General features: G+C 50.8%; 9 protein-coding genes, 2 pseudogenes and 2 riboswitches. All 11 genes and pseudogenes read left to right on the plus strand.

All coding sequences use genetic code 11. The features are described from left to right. The first annotated feature begins 83 nt into the window (after positions 1-83). On the plus strand, positions 84-1,016 hold the full coding sequence (locus tag NYE48_RS07565; RefSeq protein ID WP_052146855.1) for an ABC transporter permease: 933 nt from the start codon (positions 84-86) through the stop codon (positions 1,014-1,016). Between the two features lie 11 nt (positions 1,017-1,027). Beyond that, positions 1,028-1,939 (plus strand): carbohydrate ABC transporter permease, encoded by a 912-nt coding sequence (locus NYE48_RS07570; RefSeq protein ID WP_052146856.1) that lies wholly within the window; start codon positions 1,028-1,030, stop codon positions 1,937-1,939. Positions 1,940-1,968: 29 nt separating this feature from the next. Beyond that, positions 1,969-3,624: an extracellular solute-binding protein gene (locus NYE48_RS07575; RefSeq protein ID WP_340997836.1), complete on the plus strand. Its 1,656-nt coding sequence runs from the start codon at positions 1,969-1,971 to the stop codon at positions 3,622-3,624. Between the two features lie 127 nt (positions 3,625-3,751). After that, positions 3,752-5,989, plus strand: a complete 2,238-nt coding sequence (locus tag NYE48_RS07580; protein WP_340997838.1) for a helix-turn-helix transcriptional regulator — start codon at positions 3,752-3,754, stop codon at positions 5,987-5,989. Between the two features lie 358 nt (positions 5,990-6,347). Beyond that, a complete protein-coding gene (locus NYE48_RS07585; RefSeq protein WP_036716024.1) occupies positions 6,348-7,130 on the plus strand; it encodes an acetoin reductase in 783 nt (260 codons plus the stop codon). A gap of 545 nt (positions 7,131-7,675) precedes the next feature. Continuing rightward, positions 7,676-7,876: riboswitch (cyclic di-AMP (ydaO/yuaA leader) on the plus strand. A gap of 72 nt (positions 7,877-7,948) precedes the next feature. Continuing rightward, positions 7,949-8,109: riboswitch (cyclic di-AMP (ydaO/yuaA leader) on the plus strand. 173 nt (positions 8,110-8,282) lie between these two features. Further along, complete coding sequence (locus tag NYE48_RS07590; RefSeq protein ID WP_340997841.1) at positions 8,283-9,107, plus strand: alpha/beta fold hydrolase; 825 nt, start codon at positions 8,283-8,285, stop codon at positions 9,105-9,107. A gap of 73 nt (positions 9,108-9,180) precedes the next feature. Continuing rightward, complete coding sequence (locus NYE48_RS07595; protein ID WP_340997843.1) at positions 9,181-10,620, plus strand: helix-turn-helix domain-containing protein; 1,440 nt, start codon at positions 9,181-9,183, stop codon at positions 10,618-10,620. Between the two features lie 135 nt (positions 10,621-10,755). After that, a complete protein-coding gene (deoD, locus tag NYE48_RS07600; RefSeq protein ID WP_036714909.1) occupies positions 10,756-11,466 on the plus strand; it encodes a purine-nucleoside phosphorylase in 711 nt (236 codons plus the stop codon). 55 nt (positions 11,467-11,521) lie between these two features. Next, positions 11,522-13,369: pseudogene (gene pelG, locus NYE48_RS07605) on the plus strand (exopolysaccharide Pel transporter PelG); the annotation flags it as partial. A gap of 447 nt (positions 13,370-13,816) precedes the next feature. Continuing rightward, a pseudogene (locus NYE48_RS07610) lies at positions 13,817-15,127 on the plus strand (CotH kinase family protein); the annotation flags it as partial. Next, positions 15,128-15,838 carry a polyphosphate polymerase domain-containing protein gene (locus tag NYE48_RS07615; protein ID WP_339321665.1) on the plus strand — a complete coding sequence of 237 codons (711 nt, stop codon included), beginning with the start codon at positions 15,128-15,130 and terminating at the stop codon, positions 15,836-15,838. The last annotated feature ends 6 nt before the right edge of the window (positions 15,839-15,844 follow it).

Consider the following 15,844-nt stretch of genomic DNA (forward strand, 5'->3'; position numbering starts at 1 on the left):
CTTCGTTTGAAACGGCCCATTATGATGAATCCAGCGGAAGCGGGCCCGCAAGACCGCGAGACCGATGAAGAAAGGGGAAGACCATGAAAGCCGTTCGACAACCGGGCGGGCGCATGTCGTTCCGATGGCGCGACAATATGCAGCTCTACCTGATAATGCTTCCCGTTCTTGTCCATATTTTTATATTCAGCTACATTCCGATGTACGGCGTCATCATTGCTTTTCAAAATTATTACCCGGGAAAACCTTTTTTCTCGCTTCATGATACCGACTGGGTGGGCTTCCGGCATTTCATCGATTTTTTTAACGGCCCGTATTTCGGAAGATTGATGCGCAACACGTTTTTGCTCAGCTTTTATTTTCTCGTGTTCGGCTTTTGGGTGCCGATCCTGTTCGCGCTGCTGCTGAACGAGTTGAAAAGCGGCATATTCAAAAAATACGTGCAGACGGCCAGTTACTTGCCCCATTTCATTTCGAACGTCGTCGTGGCGGGCATGGTTTTGTCCTTTATCAATACGGACGGCATCGTCAACGCGATCGTCAAGCTGTTTGGCGGCACACCGGTGGCGCTGAATACCGAACCCGGCTATTTTCCGGCCATCTATACGATCACAAGCATTTGGAAATCGTTCGGATGGAGCAGCATTTTGTATTTGGCGGCCATGTCCTCCGTCGATCCTCATTTATATGAAGCGGCCAAAATGGACGGCGCAAACCGTTTCAAGCAAATGCTCCATATTACGCTGCCTTCCATCCGGCCGACGATTTTTATTTTGCTTATTTTCGCGATCGGCAATCTGCTTTCGGCAAACAGCGAGTTCATCCTGCTTATCTACAACCCGATGGTATACGAGACGGCGGATGTCATCGGCACGTATTTGTACCGCGACGGCTTGCTGGGCGGAAATTTCAGCTCGGGAACGGCGGTCGGATTGTTTATTTCGCTCCTAAACTTCACGCTGCTGTACATCGCCAATTCGCTCAGCCGCAAATATTCCGATTACGCCTTATGGTAAGGGGGAGTACGATGGCCGCCTCGGTCAGAAGAAATCCGAACAAGATCAAGCAGGGTTCTGTAGCGGTCGACATTGTTTTGTATGCGCTTGCGCTTTTCATTTGCCTCATTACGCTGTATCCATTTTATCTCGTCGTGATCATGTCCATCAGTTCGCCGACGGAAGTGGCGGCCATGAACGTGTTTTGGTACCCGAAAGGATTTTTTCTCGATTCCTATAAACTGATCGTCAGCGACACGAAAATGTGGTGGGCATACTCCAATACGCTCATCTACGTGGCCGCAGGGACGTTGTTGAACTGCCTTACGGCTGTTTTAGGCGCATACCCGCTAACGGTACGCACGCTTAAAGGGCGAAAATGGCTCGTCGCCTTCCTGCTGATCCCGATGTATTTCGGCGGCGGGTTGATTCCTTCCTATCTGCTGGTCAACAAGCTTGGATTGTACAATACGATGTTTGCGGTGATCATCCCCGGCATGGTCAGCATTTGGAACATCATTCTCGTCAGAACCTTTTTTACGACCATTCCGGACGGACTCAAGGAATCGGCTTTTATCGACGGCGCTTCCCATTTGCAGCTGCTGTTCCGGGTCATCCTGCCCATTTCCAAACCGATTCTGGCGGTCATTGCGATTTATTCGGTCGTCGGCATCTGGAACAGCTGGTTCGACGCGCTCGTGTATTTGCCGAACGAAAAGCTGCACCCGCTGCAAATGTATTTGTACCGCGTCGTCGTGCAGCAATCGGTCGATTTGAAAATGCTGTCGCTGGAGGATACGAAAAATGCCGTGGCCAACATGCTTTCCAATATCCAACTGAAATACGCGATCATCGTGTTCACCACGCTGCCGGTCATTTTTACGTACCCGTTTTTCCAAAAGTATTTCATTAAAGGAGCGCTTCTCGGCTCGTTAAAAGAATAGGCTGCGACCATTCAAAGGGGGAAAACGCAATGAAAAAGTGGAAAAAACCGTTCGTATCCGCTATGATGGCGATGGTTTTAATCGCATCTGTAACCGCTTGCAACAGCGGCGGCAGCAACGGCGGCGGGGCCGACAGCAAAAAAGAGGAAGCCGGCGGCAATCCCGAAACCGGGCAGAAAACCGGCAAGCTCCGGCTGCTCGGGCCGGCCGGCTCGAACAAATATATCAAATTCGAGGACAGGGAGAAGTATCCGGTATGGAAAGAAGTCGACAAGATGCTCACCGATGCCGGCCTGCAATTGGATTACGAGCTGGTTCCGGCGGAGCAATACAAAGTGACCATTCAAACCCGGATGGCTTCCGGTTCTTCCCTTCCCGACATCGTGAATATCTCGGCTCTGGATAACACGACGGTGCTGAATTTGGCAAAGCAGGGCGTGCTGCTTGATCTGAATCCGCTGATCGAGAAGTACAGCAACGGCAACATCAAAAAAATGTACAACGAGGAAATGCCTTTCGCCAAAAAATCGACGACGTCGCCTGACGGCAACATGTACTGGTTTAGCAATCTGCACAAAAAAACATACCAGGGAAATATACCGGCCCCGGTATCCTTGACCATGCTGCTCCGCAAAGATTGGCTGGATAAGCTGAATCTCCCGGTTCCAAAAACAGCCGAGGAATATTCGCAAACCTTAAAAGCATTCCGGGAAAAGGATGCCAACGGAAACGGCAAGCAGGACGAGGTTCTGGTTTACGATCCAAGCGCGTTTAACGGCGCCATCGCTCAATGGTTCGGGCTGGGCACGGATATTACGGCGGTGGATGTCGAAAACAAAAAAGTGGTATCGCCATGGTATCAAGACGGCATCAAAGATTACTTCCGCTACCTGCAGCAGTTAGTAAAAGAAGGCGTTCTCGATACGAGCCTGATCGGGGCGACAGGGGAGCAAAAGCAGCAAAAAATGACGGAAAACCAGGTCGCTTCCTTAACCGACTACAACCTGGAAACGTACCAGGAACCGACGATCAATGGCGGCGGCGAATTCCTGCCGCTCATGCCGCTCCAAGCGGTTGACAACATCACTCCGGCAGCCCAATTGGAACCGCCGTTCCTTGTATGGCAGAAATATGCGATCACGAAAGACTGCAAGGATGTGGAAGCCGCGATCAAGTTTTTCGATACGATCTATTCGGAGAAATACGCAGATCTTCTGTATTGGGGAATTGAAGGTCAAACGTACAAAAAGGACGCCAACGGGGCAAAAGTATATATCAACAATGTATCGGAAGAGGAGCTGGCCAAAATGGGGCAGGCCACGGGCCGTCAGCTGTTCGGGGATACCGTCTTCCCTCGCGTCCAATTCGCCAACCTCGAGTTTGAGCTGATCGACAAACCTCAGCACAAAATCGATAACGAGTTAAACATCCTGAACTACAAGCCGTATTTCGTCAACATGAACGACATGTATTTGGCCATCCCGGACGATCAGCAGCTCGAAAAGAAAACGAAAATTTTGACCAACTTGACGACGTACTCGCAGGAGCTTGCGACCAAGCTGGCTCTCGGTCAAAAATCGCTCGACAATTGGGATCAATATATCTCCGAACTGAAAAAGCTCGGGCTGGACGATTTGATTGAAATCAACCAGCAGCTGCTTGACCGGTACAACAGCATCCAATAACGTTAACGGCAACGTCCAACATCCAATGGGGAAAATGGCGGTTATTCGCAAAACGCGCGAAAAAATCGCCGTTTTCCTGCTTTTGCTTTTTATCGTTTGCGTCATACCAACCGGAGGAGGGGTTGTTTTGCGCTATAAAGGTTTCGGAAGCGGAACGTTCCGCAACATCTTTTTGTCGTATACCGCGATCCTGATCATTCCCATCATCGTATTCAGCTCGCTTAACGTGCAGCGGAACATGATGGAGGAAAAACAACAGCAGCGCCAAAAACAGGCGGCCGACGCCAGCCGGATCGCGGATCTCGTCGACAATAAGCTGAACGAGCTGAAAAACATGGGCAAAATGCTGGGCAACGAAGCCTGGGTCAAAAAGCTGATGCAAAATACGAACGTGTACGATCAGGAATTCGACTTGTTCAAGATGCTGGAGATCCGCAAAAGTCTCGATAACGATATCAATTCGCTTGGCATCCTCTCCTTCGGCATGGTCGTGTTCCCCGAAAAAGGCCAGGTTTTGACTCCATGGGGCATTTATCCGGAAGACCGCTTTTTTCAGGGGGTCGCGGTATTCGACGGGCAAACGGAGCGGAAGCTTCAGGCCGCGTTGGCCGAACAGCAGTATTTCAAGATCATGCCGCCTGCGGACATGAAATTATGGGGCAGCGGCAAACGGGTCATTCCGGTGCTGCAAAGCCTGGAGGTCGTCAACCATCCGCGCGCGGTTTTGGTCCTTTTTATTGACAGCGCTTACTTTTTCGGTTATATGCATCGTTTTGCCGGGATCGAATCCAAGGAGATCGTCATGTCGTCGCAGGGCGCCTTGATTTACCGCCAAACGCGCAGCGCGCCTGGAGTCCTTCAGGCCGATTCGGGCGGTTATGCGTTTGAGCTGCCGTCCAAGGCCGGCGATTTGCGGTACACGATTTCCTATACCGACAGCAGCGTGATCGGCATCAACAATCTTGTCGGCTCGCTGCTTGCGATCGCGATTTCCGTCGTCCTCGGCGCCTGCATGGTCTTTTTGCTGGGCAAGGTCAGCTACCGCCCGCTCGGCGTCCTGCTGAACAAACTGTCTGCGGCGGTCCGGGTGGAAGACGGGAAGGGCGGCGCCCCCATCTATGGCTCGGAATACAGCTATATCGAAAAATCGTTCGACCGGCTGCTGCTCGAAAACAAAAACCTCCAGCAGTCGATGCAGGATTACGAAAGCGCCGCGAGATCGAACCTGTTTCTGCGCCTGCTGAAAGGGTATTTTACGGATGATCAGCAGATGAACGGGCTGAAAAAATTCGGCATTGGTTATACCGACGACATGTTTTATTGCACGATGCTGATCAGTTTCCATGCACTCCGCGATTTGTCCGACATGGAACGGATCCGGAAAATCGAAATGATGACGATCATGATCGTGGAACAGGCGATGAGCCGTCACCGGCTCGCGTACGAGCTGTTTGAGGTGACCAATGCGGACAAAGCGCTCATTCTTTCTTCCGTCGAGCCGTTCGGCAGCGAAGGGGCGCTGGAGAGCATCGCGGCCGAAATCGCGGGCGAGATCGGGCTGGCCTGCGGCTTTCAGCCGGACGTTTTATGCGGCACGGCGGAAAAAGGGCTGGTCGGCATCAGCAAATCGTATTATGCGGCCAACGAAAGCCTGCAGTACGCCCTCTTCGCGCGGGAGCATCTCCCGGTGCAGCAGGAGGAGATTCAGCCCGGCGTCGATTATTATTATCCGACCGATTGGGAGGTTCAGCTGATCAATAACCTGAAAATCGGCAACCTGGATACGACGATGCAAATCTTGCACGAAATCAGCGAGGAAAACAAAAAGCGGCGGCTGCCCGAACCGAGCGAAACCAAGCTGGTATCCTTGTTGATGGAAACGATGCTGAGGGTGCTGCATGAGCTGAACCTGGACACGTGCCTATACGCCAAGCAATTCGCGAGCCGGGCGGGAGCGGGGGACATCGGCGGGATGTGGAGCTACGTTTTTGAGGTCGGCAGGTTAATTTGCGAACGGAAACGTTATGCCAACACCTCGCCTTCGCTTGCCGTCGGCAGCGAACTGCTTCAATTCGTGAACCAGAACTACACCAGCGCCGACATTTCGCTGAAGCAGCTGGCGGAAAGATGCGGCATGTCGGTCTCGAACGTCTCCAAAATATTCAAGGAGGTGTCCGGCATCAACTTTTACGATTATTTATGCCGGCTCCGGATGGAAACGGCCAAGGAGCTGCTGCGGGAGAAAACATTCGGGATGGACGATATCGCCCGCCGGGTAGGCTACGAAAACGTCTATTCGTTCAAACGCGCCTTCGCGCGGTATGAAGGGATCAAGCCGGACGAATATGTGGATTCGGCGATGTGAAGGGGAACGATGAGATCCGATAGGTCAGCCGCCATTTCGGTTTGGCCTAGAGGCCGGATTGTCTATAGCGAAGATCAAGTTCCTGATAAATAAGTATCACTTCAATTCGGACCAATTATATACGGCGTGCAGCCATCACGGATCGAAACAATGTCTTTTGACATCATTTATAAGGAATATAAACCGCGCAAACGGAAGCTTTCCGTTGCAATTGAATGATTACGCAGGATTAGCGTTCGGAAACCGGCGAAACCTATAAAAAAGGCCATGAATTCTAGTGTAACCAACCTTTACAGTTCGCCGGCTCAGGCGTATATTCAACTCAGAAAGCACTAAATATAAAAGGAGACATAAGCATATGAACTCAGAAAATAAAGTAGCAATAATAACAGGTTCAGCAGGTGGTTTAGGTAAAGCTATAGCTGAAAGATTAGCAAATGATGGTTTTAATATCGTTGTTCAAGACATCAATAATGATTTGTTACTAGAAACAGAAAAAGAATTCAAAGAAAAAGGATATAATGTAATATCTTTCAAAAGTGATGTTTCAAAACAAAAAGAACAAGAAGAACTAGTTAAATTTACTGTAAAAGAATTTAATAAATTAGATGTTTTTATTAATAATGCAGGTGTGGATGCTGTAACACCTTTCTTAGAAATAGACGAAAATCAACTTAATAAATTATTTAATATTAATGTATTTGGAACTGTTTATGGTACCCAAGCAGCTGCAAAACAATTTATAAAACAAAATACAAAAGGTAAAATAATAAACGCTTGTAGTATAGCAGGTCACGAATCTTACGAAATGCTAGGTACATATTCAGCTACTAAACACGCAGTTAGATCATACACTCAAGTTGCAGCTAAAGAATTAGCAAAGTATAAAATTACCGTTAATGCTTATTGTCCAGGAGTGGCAAAAACTAAAATGTGGGAAAGAATCGATGAAGAAATGGTTAAATATGATGAAAATTTAAATCCTGGAGATGCTTTTGAAAAATTTTCAAGTGCTATAAAATTAGGAAGATATCAAGAACCTAAAGATGTAGCAAATTTAGTATCATTCCTAGCTTCGGAAGATTCAGATTATATAACTGGTCAATCTATTTTAACAGATGGCGGATTAGTTTATAGATAAAAAATAAACAGTTTAATTAATTTGGTTTTTATTTCAATTTCCTTTTTGAATAGAAACTTTGAACCCTAAAAACCCAAAGCGTGTCAATCGTTCGGTTTAATAGCTAGCGCTATCCGAACGCTTGCGCTTTAAGTTTATTTTAGGGTTCTTTTCTTTTTCAAAAAGTTTTCTCGGCATAAAGTCGTCTAAATATTGACATACCAAGAGGGTCTTGGTGTAGTGAGTTTGTCAACTCCTTAATGCTCCCTGCGGTCCGCTTACCGTTGACAAACGCCATACAGAGCCTTTCTAGCCCTTTTAAGAGGTTGCCCCTTATAAAAACCCCTATTTAATCTTTAAAATCGCTCACAGGGCATTTATGAGCTTCTCACGAGTAAAACAAGGATAAATAAAAGCCAAGATACTGTTATTCACTTTACTTTGTTGTAAGTTAGTTGTCCCCCCTTGTTTTGGGGTGTGAGTGCTGGCTGGGGGTGTGGGGGCTAGCCCCCGCATAACGTCACTAAGTAAGGCTAAAGGCTCATTATGAAAAATCTTTGGTTCATGAATGAATTACGCTGAATTTTCAATCATGAAAAGCGGGGGAACCACATCGGCATCGGCAGGCATTCCATTGTGAAGGGATGAAGCCGGCTGCTTGGGGTGAATCGGATGAAGAGGCTGCCTTTGATCAGCTTTCCGTCCGTAGGGCAGCTCTCACGGCCCGAATCCGACAGCTAACCTCGTAAGCGTCGCTAGGAGAGAGGAGTGAAACTGTGAGTTGTCAACGAGCACAGGGTATCCGCTCTGTGTTTTTCTGTGCGAAAAAATAACATGAATGTCTATGATCGCTGAATTTCCGTTCCGGCGGAAAACGGGGGAACCGGCCGTGACAACCAACCGTTCGTCACACGGGGTGAATCTCGAAATCGCATTCGAGTAGGGCTACTCTTGGTCCGAATCCGACAGCTAACCTCGTAAGCGTGAGAAGAGAGGCTGCTTTGATACATGCGCCGCAAGGTTTATTTTGCCTTGCCCTGAAGAAGCATGGAAAGGGAGTTCCTCTTTCCGTGCTTCTTTTTTTGACGTGAGCATTTTGCCGACGTTAACGAAGGTTCGACCCACATATAAAAAACACATCGACAGACCATGCATAGCGGGAGGAGAAGGAAGTTGCCTAACATACAAGTGAACGGAACGTCGCTATATTACGAGACGCATGGCAGCGGGGTGCCGATCGTCTTTATTCACGGACATCTTTCATCTCATCATAGTTTTGAGCCGCAAGTGGAATATTTCAGCAAAAGGGCGAAGGTCATCGTCCTCGATTTGAGAGGTTACGGCAATTCGGGTAAATTGAATGTGGAAGTCGAGGAAATCGTCGACACCCAGTGCAGGGACCTGAAAGAGCTGCTGGATAAGCTCGGCTTGCCGAAGGTGACGCTGGTCGGCTGCTCGAGCGGCAGCCTGCTGGTGCAAAAATTCGCGGAAACCTATTCGGACCGCGTCAACGCGCTTGTGCTGGTGGATAGTTATTTTTACGGACCGTGCGGCCCTTTCGGCACGAAAAACGGTTTTTGGAAGCTGCTGGAGGCCTGCAGCTGGATTTCCTATTATCTTCCCGCCGAGTTTTTTCTCCGGTCGCTGCGCGTAACGTATCACCGGTGGATTCCGGCTTACAGCATTTTAAGGAACGAGTTGTTTCATAAACGGCCGACCGAGTCGATCAAACAACGGATGGCGCTGCTTAAGGCGGATATCGATCCGGTGTTGCCCCGGCTGCGGATGCCGGTGTTATGCGTGGCCGGCAGGCAGAGCGAATGGTTCGTCAACCAGATGAACAAGGCGGTGGAACGGTTCGCCTGCGCCCAGAAAGCGGTGATCGAGGACGCGATTTATCCGAGCCATTTGTGCCAGCCGCGGGAATTTAACCGCATTCTGCTCAATTTTTTGATCGACCAGAAGCTTTTCCGGATGGAGCAGCAGCATTCGGGCTGAAAACGGCCTCCGCCGGCAACCATGAGGGATGTGCCGCTAGGGTCGGCGGAAAGCATCCGGCAAAGGTGATGACATGAATAAGGAATACAGGCAGCTGAAATCGCTGCTGAAGCTGCTGGACCGGGAAGAACGGTGGTTTACGTTCGCAGAGGTGGAAAGCGAGCTGGGCGTATCGGACAAATCCGTCCGCAAGATCGTCGAGTCCGCCGTCCCCCTGCTGCCCCCGTCCATGCAGATCGAGGCATCCAGGGGGAAAGGCATCATGTTCCGCCGGGACCGGCATGGGACAAGCATTCAGGAAGTTTTGGAACCGCTGCTTCGGGAAACGCCTTATTTCCGACTGATGCAGCGGTTGTTCATGCATGACGGCAAAACCTCCGCCGAGGAGGTAGCGGAAGAGCTGTACATGAGCTTTTCTTCGTTCAAAAAATGGATCGTCCAGCTAAACCGTGACGAACTGCGCCCGTTTCAGCTGCGGATCACGTATGCGGCGCCGACGCTGAAAGGAAACGAAATCCATGTCCGCTATTTTTTATGGAAGCTGTTCACCGAGGCTTATCCTTATACCGGATGGCCTTTTTCGAATGCCGATTACGCGCGTCTGGACGGCTGGGTGACCGAGATCGAGCGGGAAAACGGAATGATTTATTTTTTGAACGCAAAACGGAGCTTAACGTTCCTGATCGCGATCGTGCTCGAAAGGATCAAGCAGGGGCACCGGGTTGCGCTCAAAAGCGGAAGCTACGCATGGGAACGCCATCCGTTTTTCGTTCCGGTCTCGAAGATGTCGGAAAAGCTGGCTGCGGCGTACGGCGTCGTGTTGCCCCGCGAAGAGGTTTATTTTTTGCAGTCGATGTTCAGCTTGAGCCAGTATCACGGCAAGGACGGGTTCCCTGTTTTCGGGGGAAGGGCCCTTGCTTCGGAGCAGGAAGACGATGCAGGAAGCCGGATGTCCGGCCTGCTCATTTCGATTCTGGAAAACGCATTTCCGGCGTTGAACGCCAGCTCCCGTTTCCTGGCCGAAATCCGGGAATTCATGGACAAGCTGCGCATCGATAACGCCATTCCCGAGCTGATGGCCGTCTCGCACAGCCACCTGACCGGGTATATCCGCGACAAAGAGCAGCCGATCTATGCGGCGGTATCGGAATGCATGCGGCAATGGCAGCGGAGTTTTCCCGAGCTCATGTACAACGACTATCATTTGACCAAACTGACGTTTATGGTCAGCGCAAGCCTTCGGTATAAAAGCAAAAAGGCATTTCTCATTATCGGCGAGGAATTTTCGGTTCGGCATTACGTCGCAAACCTGATCAAACGGGAAATCGGGGACGACCTGACGATCGAAACCTCGATTTTGCACGGGCTGACCGATGACATCATCCGGGAGCAGCAGATCGATTTCGTGATCAGCACGATGCCCGTCTCCTTGACGAGCGTGCCGACCGTTCTGATTTCGACCATTCCGACGAAAAGGGACCTGGAGAACATCCGCCAGGAGCTGATGTCGTAAATAGCGTGGTCCTTTTTCTTCCGTTTCCAACGGCAGCATTTGGGCTAGTTTCGGCCGCGGATTCCCTTTAAGATGACTACTGTAAGCGATCACAGAAACATCGCTCGCGAGTTTAATCCAAAGGGGAAATGCAACATGAGTATTCATCTGGGAGCCAATGCCGGAGACGTCGCGGAACGGGTGCTGCTGCCCGGCGATCCGCTGCGCGCCAAATTCGTGGCCGAACATTTTCTGGAAAACGTTCGGTGCTACAACGAGGTCAGGGGGATGTACGGCTTTACCGGGTTGTATAAAGGGGTTCCGGTTTCGGTGCAGGGGACGGGCATGGGAAATCCGTCGATGAGCATTTATGCCACCGAGCTGATCCAGGATTACGGGGCGAAAAAGCTCATCCGGATCGGCACCTGCGGCGCGATGCAGAAGGAGCTGCAAATCCGCGATATCGTGCTCGCCCAGGCGGTTTCTTCGGACAGCAACATGACGGAGAAAATTTTCCTCGGCTGCAACTATGCGCCGTCGGCGGATTTCGGCCTGCTGATGAAAGCGTACCAGGAGGCCGTGCGCCGCAGCGCTAACGTGTCCGTGGGGAATGTGTACAATTCCGACGAGTTTTACAGGGAGACGATGGCAAGGCTTCATAAATTCATGGAGTTCGGGGTGTTGGCCGTCGAGATGGAAAGCACGGCGCTGTATACGCTGGCCGCCAAATACGGGGTTCGGGCATTGACGATCCTGACGGTGGGAAGCCAGCTGCTGACGGGCGAACGCTCCGCGCATAAAGACAGCGAGCAGTCCTTTAATCTCATGGCGGAAATTGCGCTGGAGACCATTATAGCGGACGTGTAACGCTGTAGATCCGGAAAATATTGTGATTTAATTCACAAAAAATGGGGGAGACATCATGAAATATGTGATCGCTCTGATTGGACTTGTCGTCGTGCTCGCGCTTGCCTGGCTCGTCAGCTCGGATAAGAAGAACATCAAATTCCGTCCGATTCTCGTCATGATTGCGCTGCAGATCGTGCTCGGACTGATTTTGCTGAAGACAAGCATCGGGGAATTTTTGGTCAGAGGTTTTGCCGACGGCTTCGCGAAAATTTTGAATTTTGCGAACGAAGGCACGGATTTCGTGTTTGGCGGCATCGTCAACGAAGGCATCCATTCGTTTTTTTTCCACGTCCTGATGCCGATCGTGTTCATGTCGGTGCTCATCGGCATTTTGCAGCATTATAAAATCCTGCCGTTTATCATTAAATACATCGGCCTTGCGCTCAGCAAGGTGAACGGGATGGGCAAGCTGGAGTCGTACAACGCGGTCGCTTCCGCCATCCTCGGCCAAAACGAAGTGTTTATTTCCTTCAAAAAGCAAATCGGCCTGCTGCCGCGGCAGCGGCTGTACACGCTGTGCGCATCCGCGATGTCGACCGTGTCCATGTCGATCGTCGGCTCGTACATGACGATGCTCAAGCCGGAATACGTCGTGGCCGCGCTGGTGCTCAACCTGTTCGGCGGATTCATTATCTCCTCGATTGTAAGCCCTTACAAGGTGCAGCCGGAAGACGATATTCTCGAAGTGCAGGAAGAGACGAAGCAGACCTTTTTCGAAATGCTCGGCGAATATATCATGGACGGCTTTAAGGTGGTCGTCATCGTCGGCGTAATGCTGGTCGGATTCGTCGCCCTGATCTCCATGGTCAACGGGATTTTCAGCGGCGTGTTCGGCATTTCGTTCCAAAACATTCTCGGCTACGTGCTCGCTCCGTTTGCGTTCCTCATGGGCGTGCCATGGAATGAAGCGATCAAAGCCGGAAGCATTATGGCCACGAAAATCGTGGCTAACGAGTTTGTGGCGATGCTCGACTTCGTGAAGGTCCAAGGGGAATTCAGCGAACGCGCCAAAGCGATCGTTTCGGTGTTCCTCATCTCCTTCGCCAACTTCGGCTCGATCGGCACGATCGTCGGCGCGGTGAAGGGCCTCAACGAAAAACAGGGCAACGTGGTGGCCGGATTCGGGCTGAAGCTGTTGTACGGAGCGGCGTTGGTCAGCTTTTTGTCCGCGACGATCATCGGCCTCGTGTTTTTGTCTTATTTCAAAAAGTACCCGGCTTTGTTTTTGATCGGTTCGTGCATGTATGCGGGCATTTACGTCCACAGCATGGTGTTCTGGTTCAGCGATCACGGAATCGTGGTGGCGGGCAGGTACTACATATCCCCGGAATATGATCTGCCGGTATTTTATGCTTTTTTGTCCGTCATTCCGACCTTGGTCGCTTTTATCGTTTCGGTCGAAACGGAGTTTTACGAAAAATTTCAGGCCTACTACAAGCATGTGCTTGAAGGAGGGACCCTGCTCCAAATGGACGCTTCGAAAAAAGCGATGCAGCGGACGTTGATGCAGGAAATCAGCTTTTTGATGGAGGTTCAGCTGTTGTTTACGATCGTTTCCATTGCCATTGGCATGAAGCTGCTGCCGAGAATCGGATTTACGATGGCGCAGCTCGATTCGTTTAATATTTTGGTGCTGTCATATTTTCTTTTCATTATGATGTTTGTGACGCTGCTGCTCCTGCTGTACTTCGATGACCGGAAGGGCGCGGCGGCCATCAGTTCCCTTTTTATCGTGCTGAATGCCGGGCTCACGTATTGGACGCTTCGGCTCGAATATGACGGGCTCGGGATGTTTTACGCTTCCTTGGGCGGGCTTGCCCTCGTCTTGTTCCGGCTGATGTACGTCCTCAAAAATATTAATTATTACACGTTCTGCTCGCAGCCGATGCATCATCAGCGCAAATCCATGCGCTTCGGCAAGCCGACCGCGACGGTGATGGTGATCGCTTCGTCCATGCTGATCCTTTCCGCCTGTTCGGAACCCGCCGATGAGCCGAAATCCGTAGCCGGAAACGGGGTTTCGCAAGAAGCGCCAGCCGCTCCCCAGCCAACCGGCATCGAGGAAGATAAGCGCATCTACGAACGGGATCAGGATGATGCCTTGAAGGCTTTGTACGTGACGGTGCTGCCGCCGAAAGGCGACAACAAAAAAGGGCTCAGCTGGTACGGCCTGAACCGGAACACGGACCGCTACAGCGGGGATAAGCTGAACGTCATCATGCAGGAAGGCGCATCGGACGGCAGCGGGCCGAAGTCCGGCATGTTCGGGTACGGCGCGGATCACGCCAACGGGAGCATCAGCCTGCGGGGCAATACGGCCCGCTATGCTTCCCAGAAATCCTACAAGATCAAGCTGTTCGACGAAGCGGGATTATGGCAGGACCAGCGGTCGATCAATTTGAACAAGCATTCGGCCGATTTGTCCCGCCTGCGCAACAAGCTGAGCTTCGATCTGTTCGAGACGATTCCGAATTTTACGAGCCTGCGCACCGGATTCGTTCATTTATACGTCAAGGATCTCTCGGAAGGCGGATCGCAGCAAACGTTCCAGGATTACGGCCTTTACACGCAAATCGAGCAGCCGAACGAAAAGTTTCTGAAATCCCACTGGCTGGATCCTTACGGCCAACTGTATAAGGTCACGTTTTTCGAGTTCCAGCGTTATCCGGAACAAATCAAGCTGCAATCGGACCCGGCTTACGACAAAAAGGCCTTCGAGTCGATTTTGGAGATCAAGGGCAGGGAAGACCACGAGAAGCTGATCCGGATGCTGGATGACGTCAATAACATGACCATTCCGATCGATCAAGTGATCGAAAAGCATTTTGACCTCGACAATTATTTGACCTGGCTTGCGGTAAACATTTTGACCGATAACATGGATACCGACGCGAACAACTTCTATTTGTATTCGCCGCTGAATTCGGAAAAATGGTATTTCCTGCCATGGGATTATGACGGAGGCTGGGGGCTGCAGCGGAACTTGAAGAGCATCAGCCCTTACCAAAGCGGCATCAGCAACTATTGGGGCAGCACGCTTCATAACCGGTTTTTCCGCAGCACAGAACATGTCGAATTGCTGAAAAAGAAAATCGAGGACATCTCGAAAAATTACATCAACAAAAACACGGTGGAGCAACAGCTCGCCAAATATAAAAACGTGGTGGAGCCTTTCGCCAAACGTTCGCCGGATGTGCAGTATCTCCCGGGGAAACTAAGCGAGCTTTCGCAGGATTACGAGCGGATCGTTTCGACGCCGGAAACGGGATACAAGCTGTTCCTGGAAGATCTGGAAAAACCCAAGCCGTTTTACATGGACGAGGTGGACGAGCAAGAAGGAGGAGCCTACCGCTTTTCTTGGGATATATCGTTTGATTTGCAGGGAGACGACCTGACTTACGATTGGATGCTGGCGACCGACCCGAACTTTGCGAATATCGTCGCCCAAAAGAAAGGGTTGGCGCAAAACAACGTCACGATCCCGAAACTTTCGCCGAACATCTATTATTGGAAAGTGGTCGCGCGCGATAGCAAGGGGCATTCGCAGATTTCGTTCGACAGTTTCGAAGACGAGGAAGGCACCCCTTATTACGGCGTGAGGAAGTTTGAGGTGGATTAAATGGAGTTTCAGGGGAACAAACTGCGGCATGAGTTGAAATATTATTTGCACATGCACGAATATTTGGCGCTAAGGCATCGGATATCCGCCGCGATGACGATGGACCGGAATTCCGTCGACGCGGAAGGATACGGCATTCGGAGCCTCTATTTCGACGGAGTCCATCAGCATTCCTTATACGATAAAAACAACGGCATCTTCCGCCGGAACAAATACCGGATCCGCATCTACAACGGGAGCGACGCAAAAATCACGCTGGAGCGGAAAAGCAAATATGGCGATTATATCAGCAAGGAATCCGCGCCTTTGTCCAAAGAGGAGTACGGGCTCATTCTGCAAGGGGATCCGTCCTGCCTGTCGGCCAAGGAACATCCGCTGCTGAAGGAATTTTACGTCTCGCTTGCGCATCACGGGTTCCGCCCTTCCGTCATCGTGGATTATACCCGGGAGGCTTACGTGCACGAGATGGGAAACGTCCGCGTGACGTTCGACAAAAGGCTGGCCGCAGGCATCAATACCGTCGATTTGTTCGACCCGGCCCTCGTTTTGGAAGAAGCGTTGTCTCCGGCGCTGACCATCATGGAAATCAAATACGATTCCTTTCTGCCGGACGGCATCCGGCAAATCATTCAGCCCCAAGCGCATGTGCGATCCGCCATTTCGAAGTTCGTCATTTGCCGGGAAGTGGGCGTCAAACATTTTAAAGACTAACGTTCA

This window comes from Paenibacillus sp. FSL M7-1455, assembly GCF_038004655.1.
Classification (GTDB): Bacteria; Bacillota; Bacilli; order Paenibacillales; family Paenibacillaceae; genus Paenibacillus_AQ; species Paenibacillus_AQ cookii.

Coding starts and splice junctions, on each gene's coding strand:
- NYE48_RS07565 (WP_052146855.1), top strand. CDS start 84: ATGAAAGCCGTTCGACAACCGGGCGGGCGCATGTCGTTCCGATGGCGC.
- NYE48_RS07570 (WP_052146856.1), top strand. CDS start 1,028: ATGGCCGCCTCGGTCAGAAGAAATCCGAACAAGATCAAGCAGGGTTCT.
- NYE48_RS07575 (WP_340997836.1), top strand. CDS start 1,969: ATGAAAAAGTGGAAAAAACCGTTCGTATCCGCTATGATGGCGATGGTT.
- NYE48_RS07585 (WP_036716024.1), top strand. CDS start 6,348: ATGAACTCAGAAAATAAAGTAGCAATAATAACAGGTTCAGCAGGTGGT.
- NYE48_RS07595 (WP_340997843.1), top strand. CDS start 9,181: ATGAATAAGGAATACAGGCAGCTGAAATCGCTGCTGAAGCTGCTGGAC.
- deoD (WP_036714909.1), top strand. CDS start 10,756: ATGAGTATTCATCTGGGAGCCAATGCCGGAGACGTCGCGGAACGGGTG.
- NYE48_RS07615 (WP_339321665.1), top strand. CDS start 15,128: ATGGAGTTTCAGGGGAACAAACTGCGGCATGAGTTGAAATATTATTTG.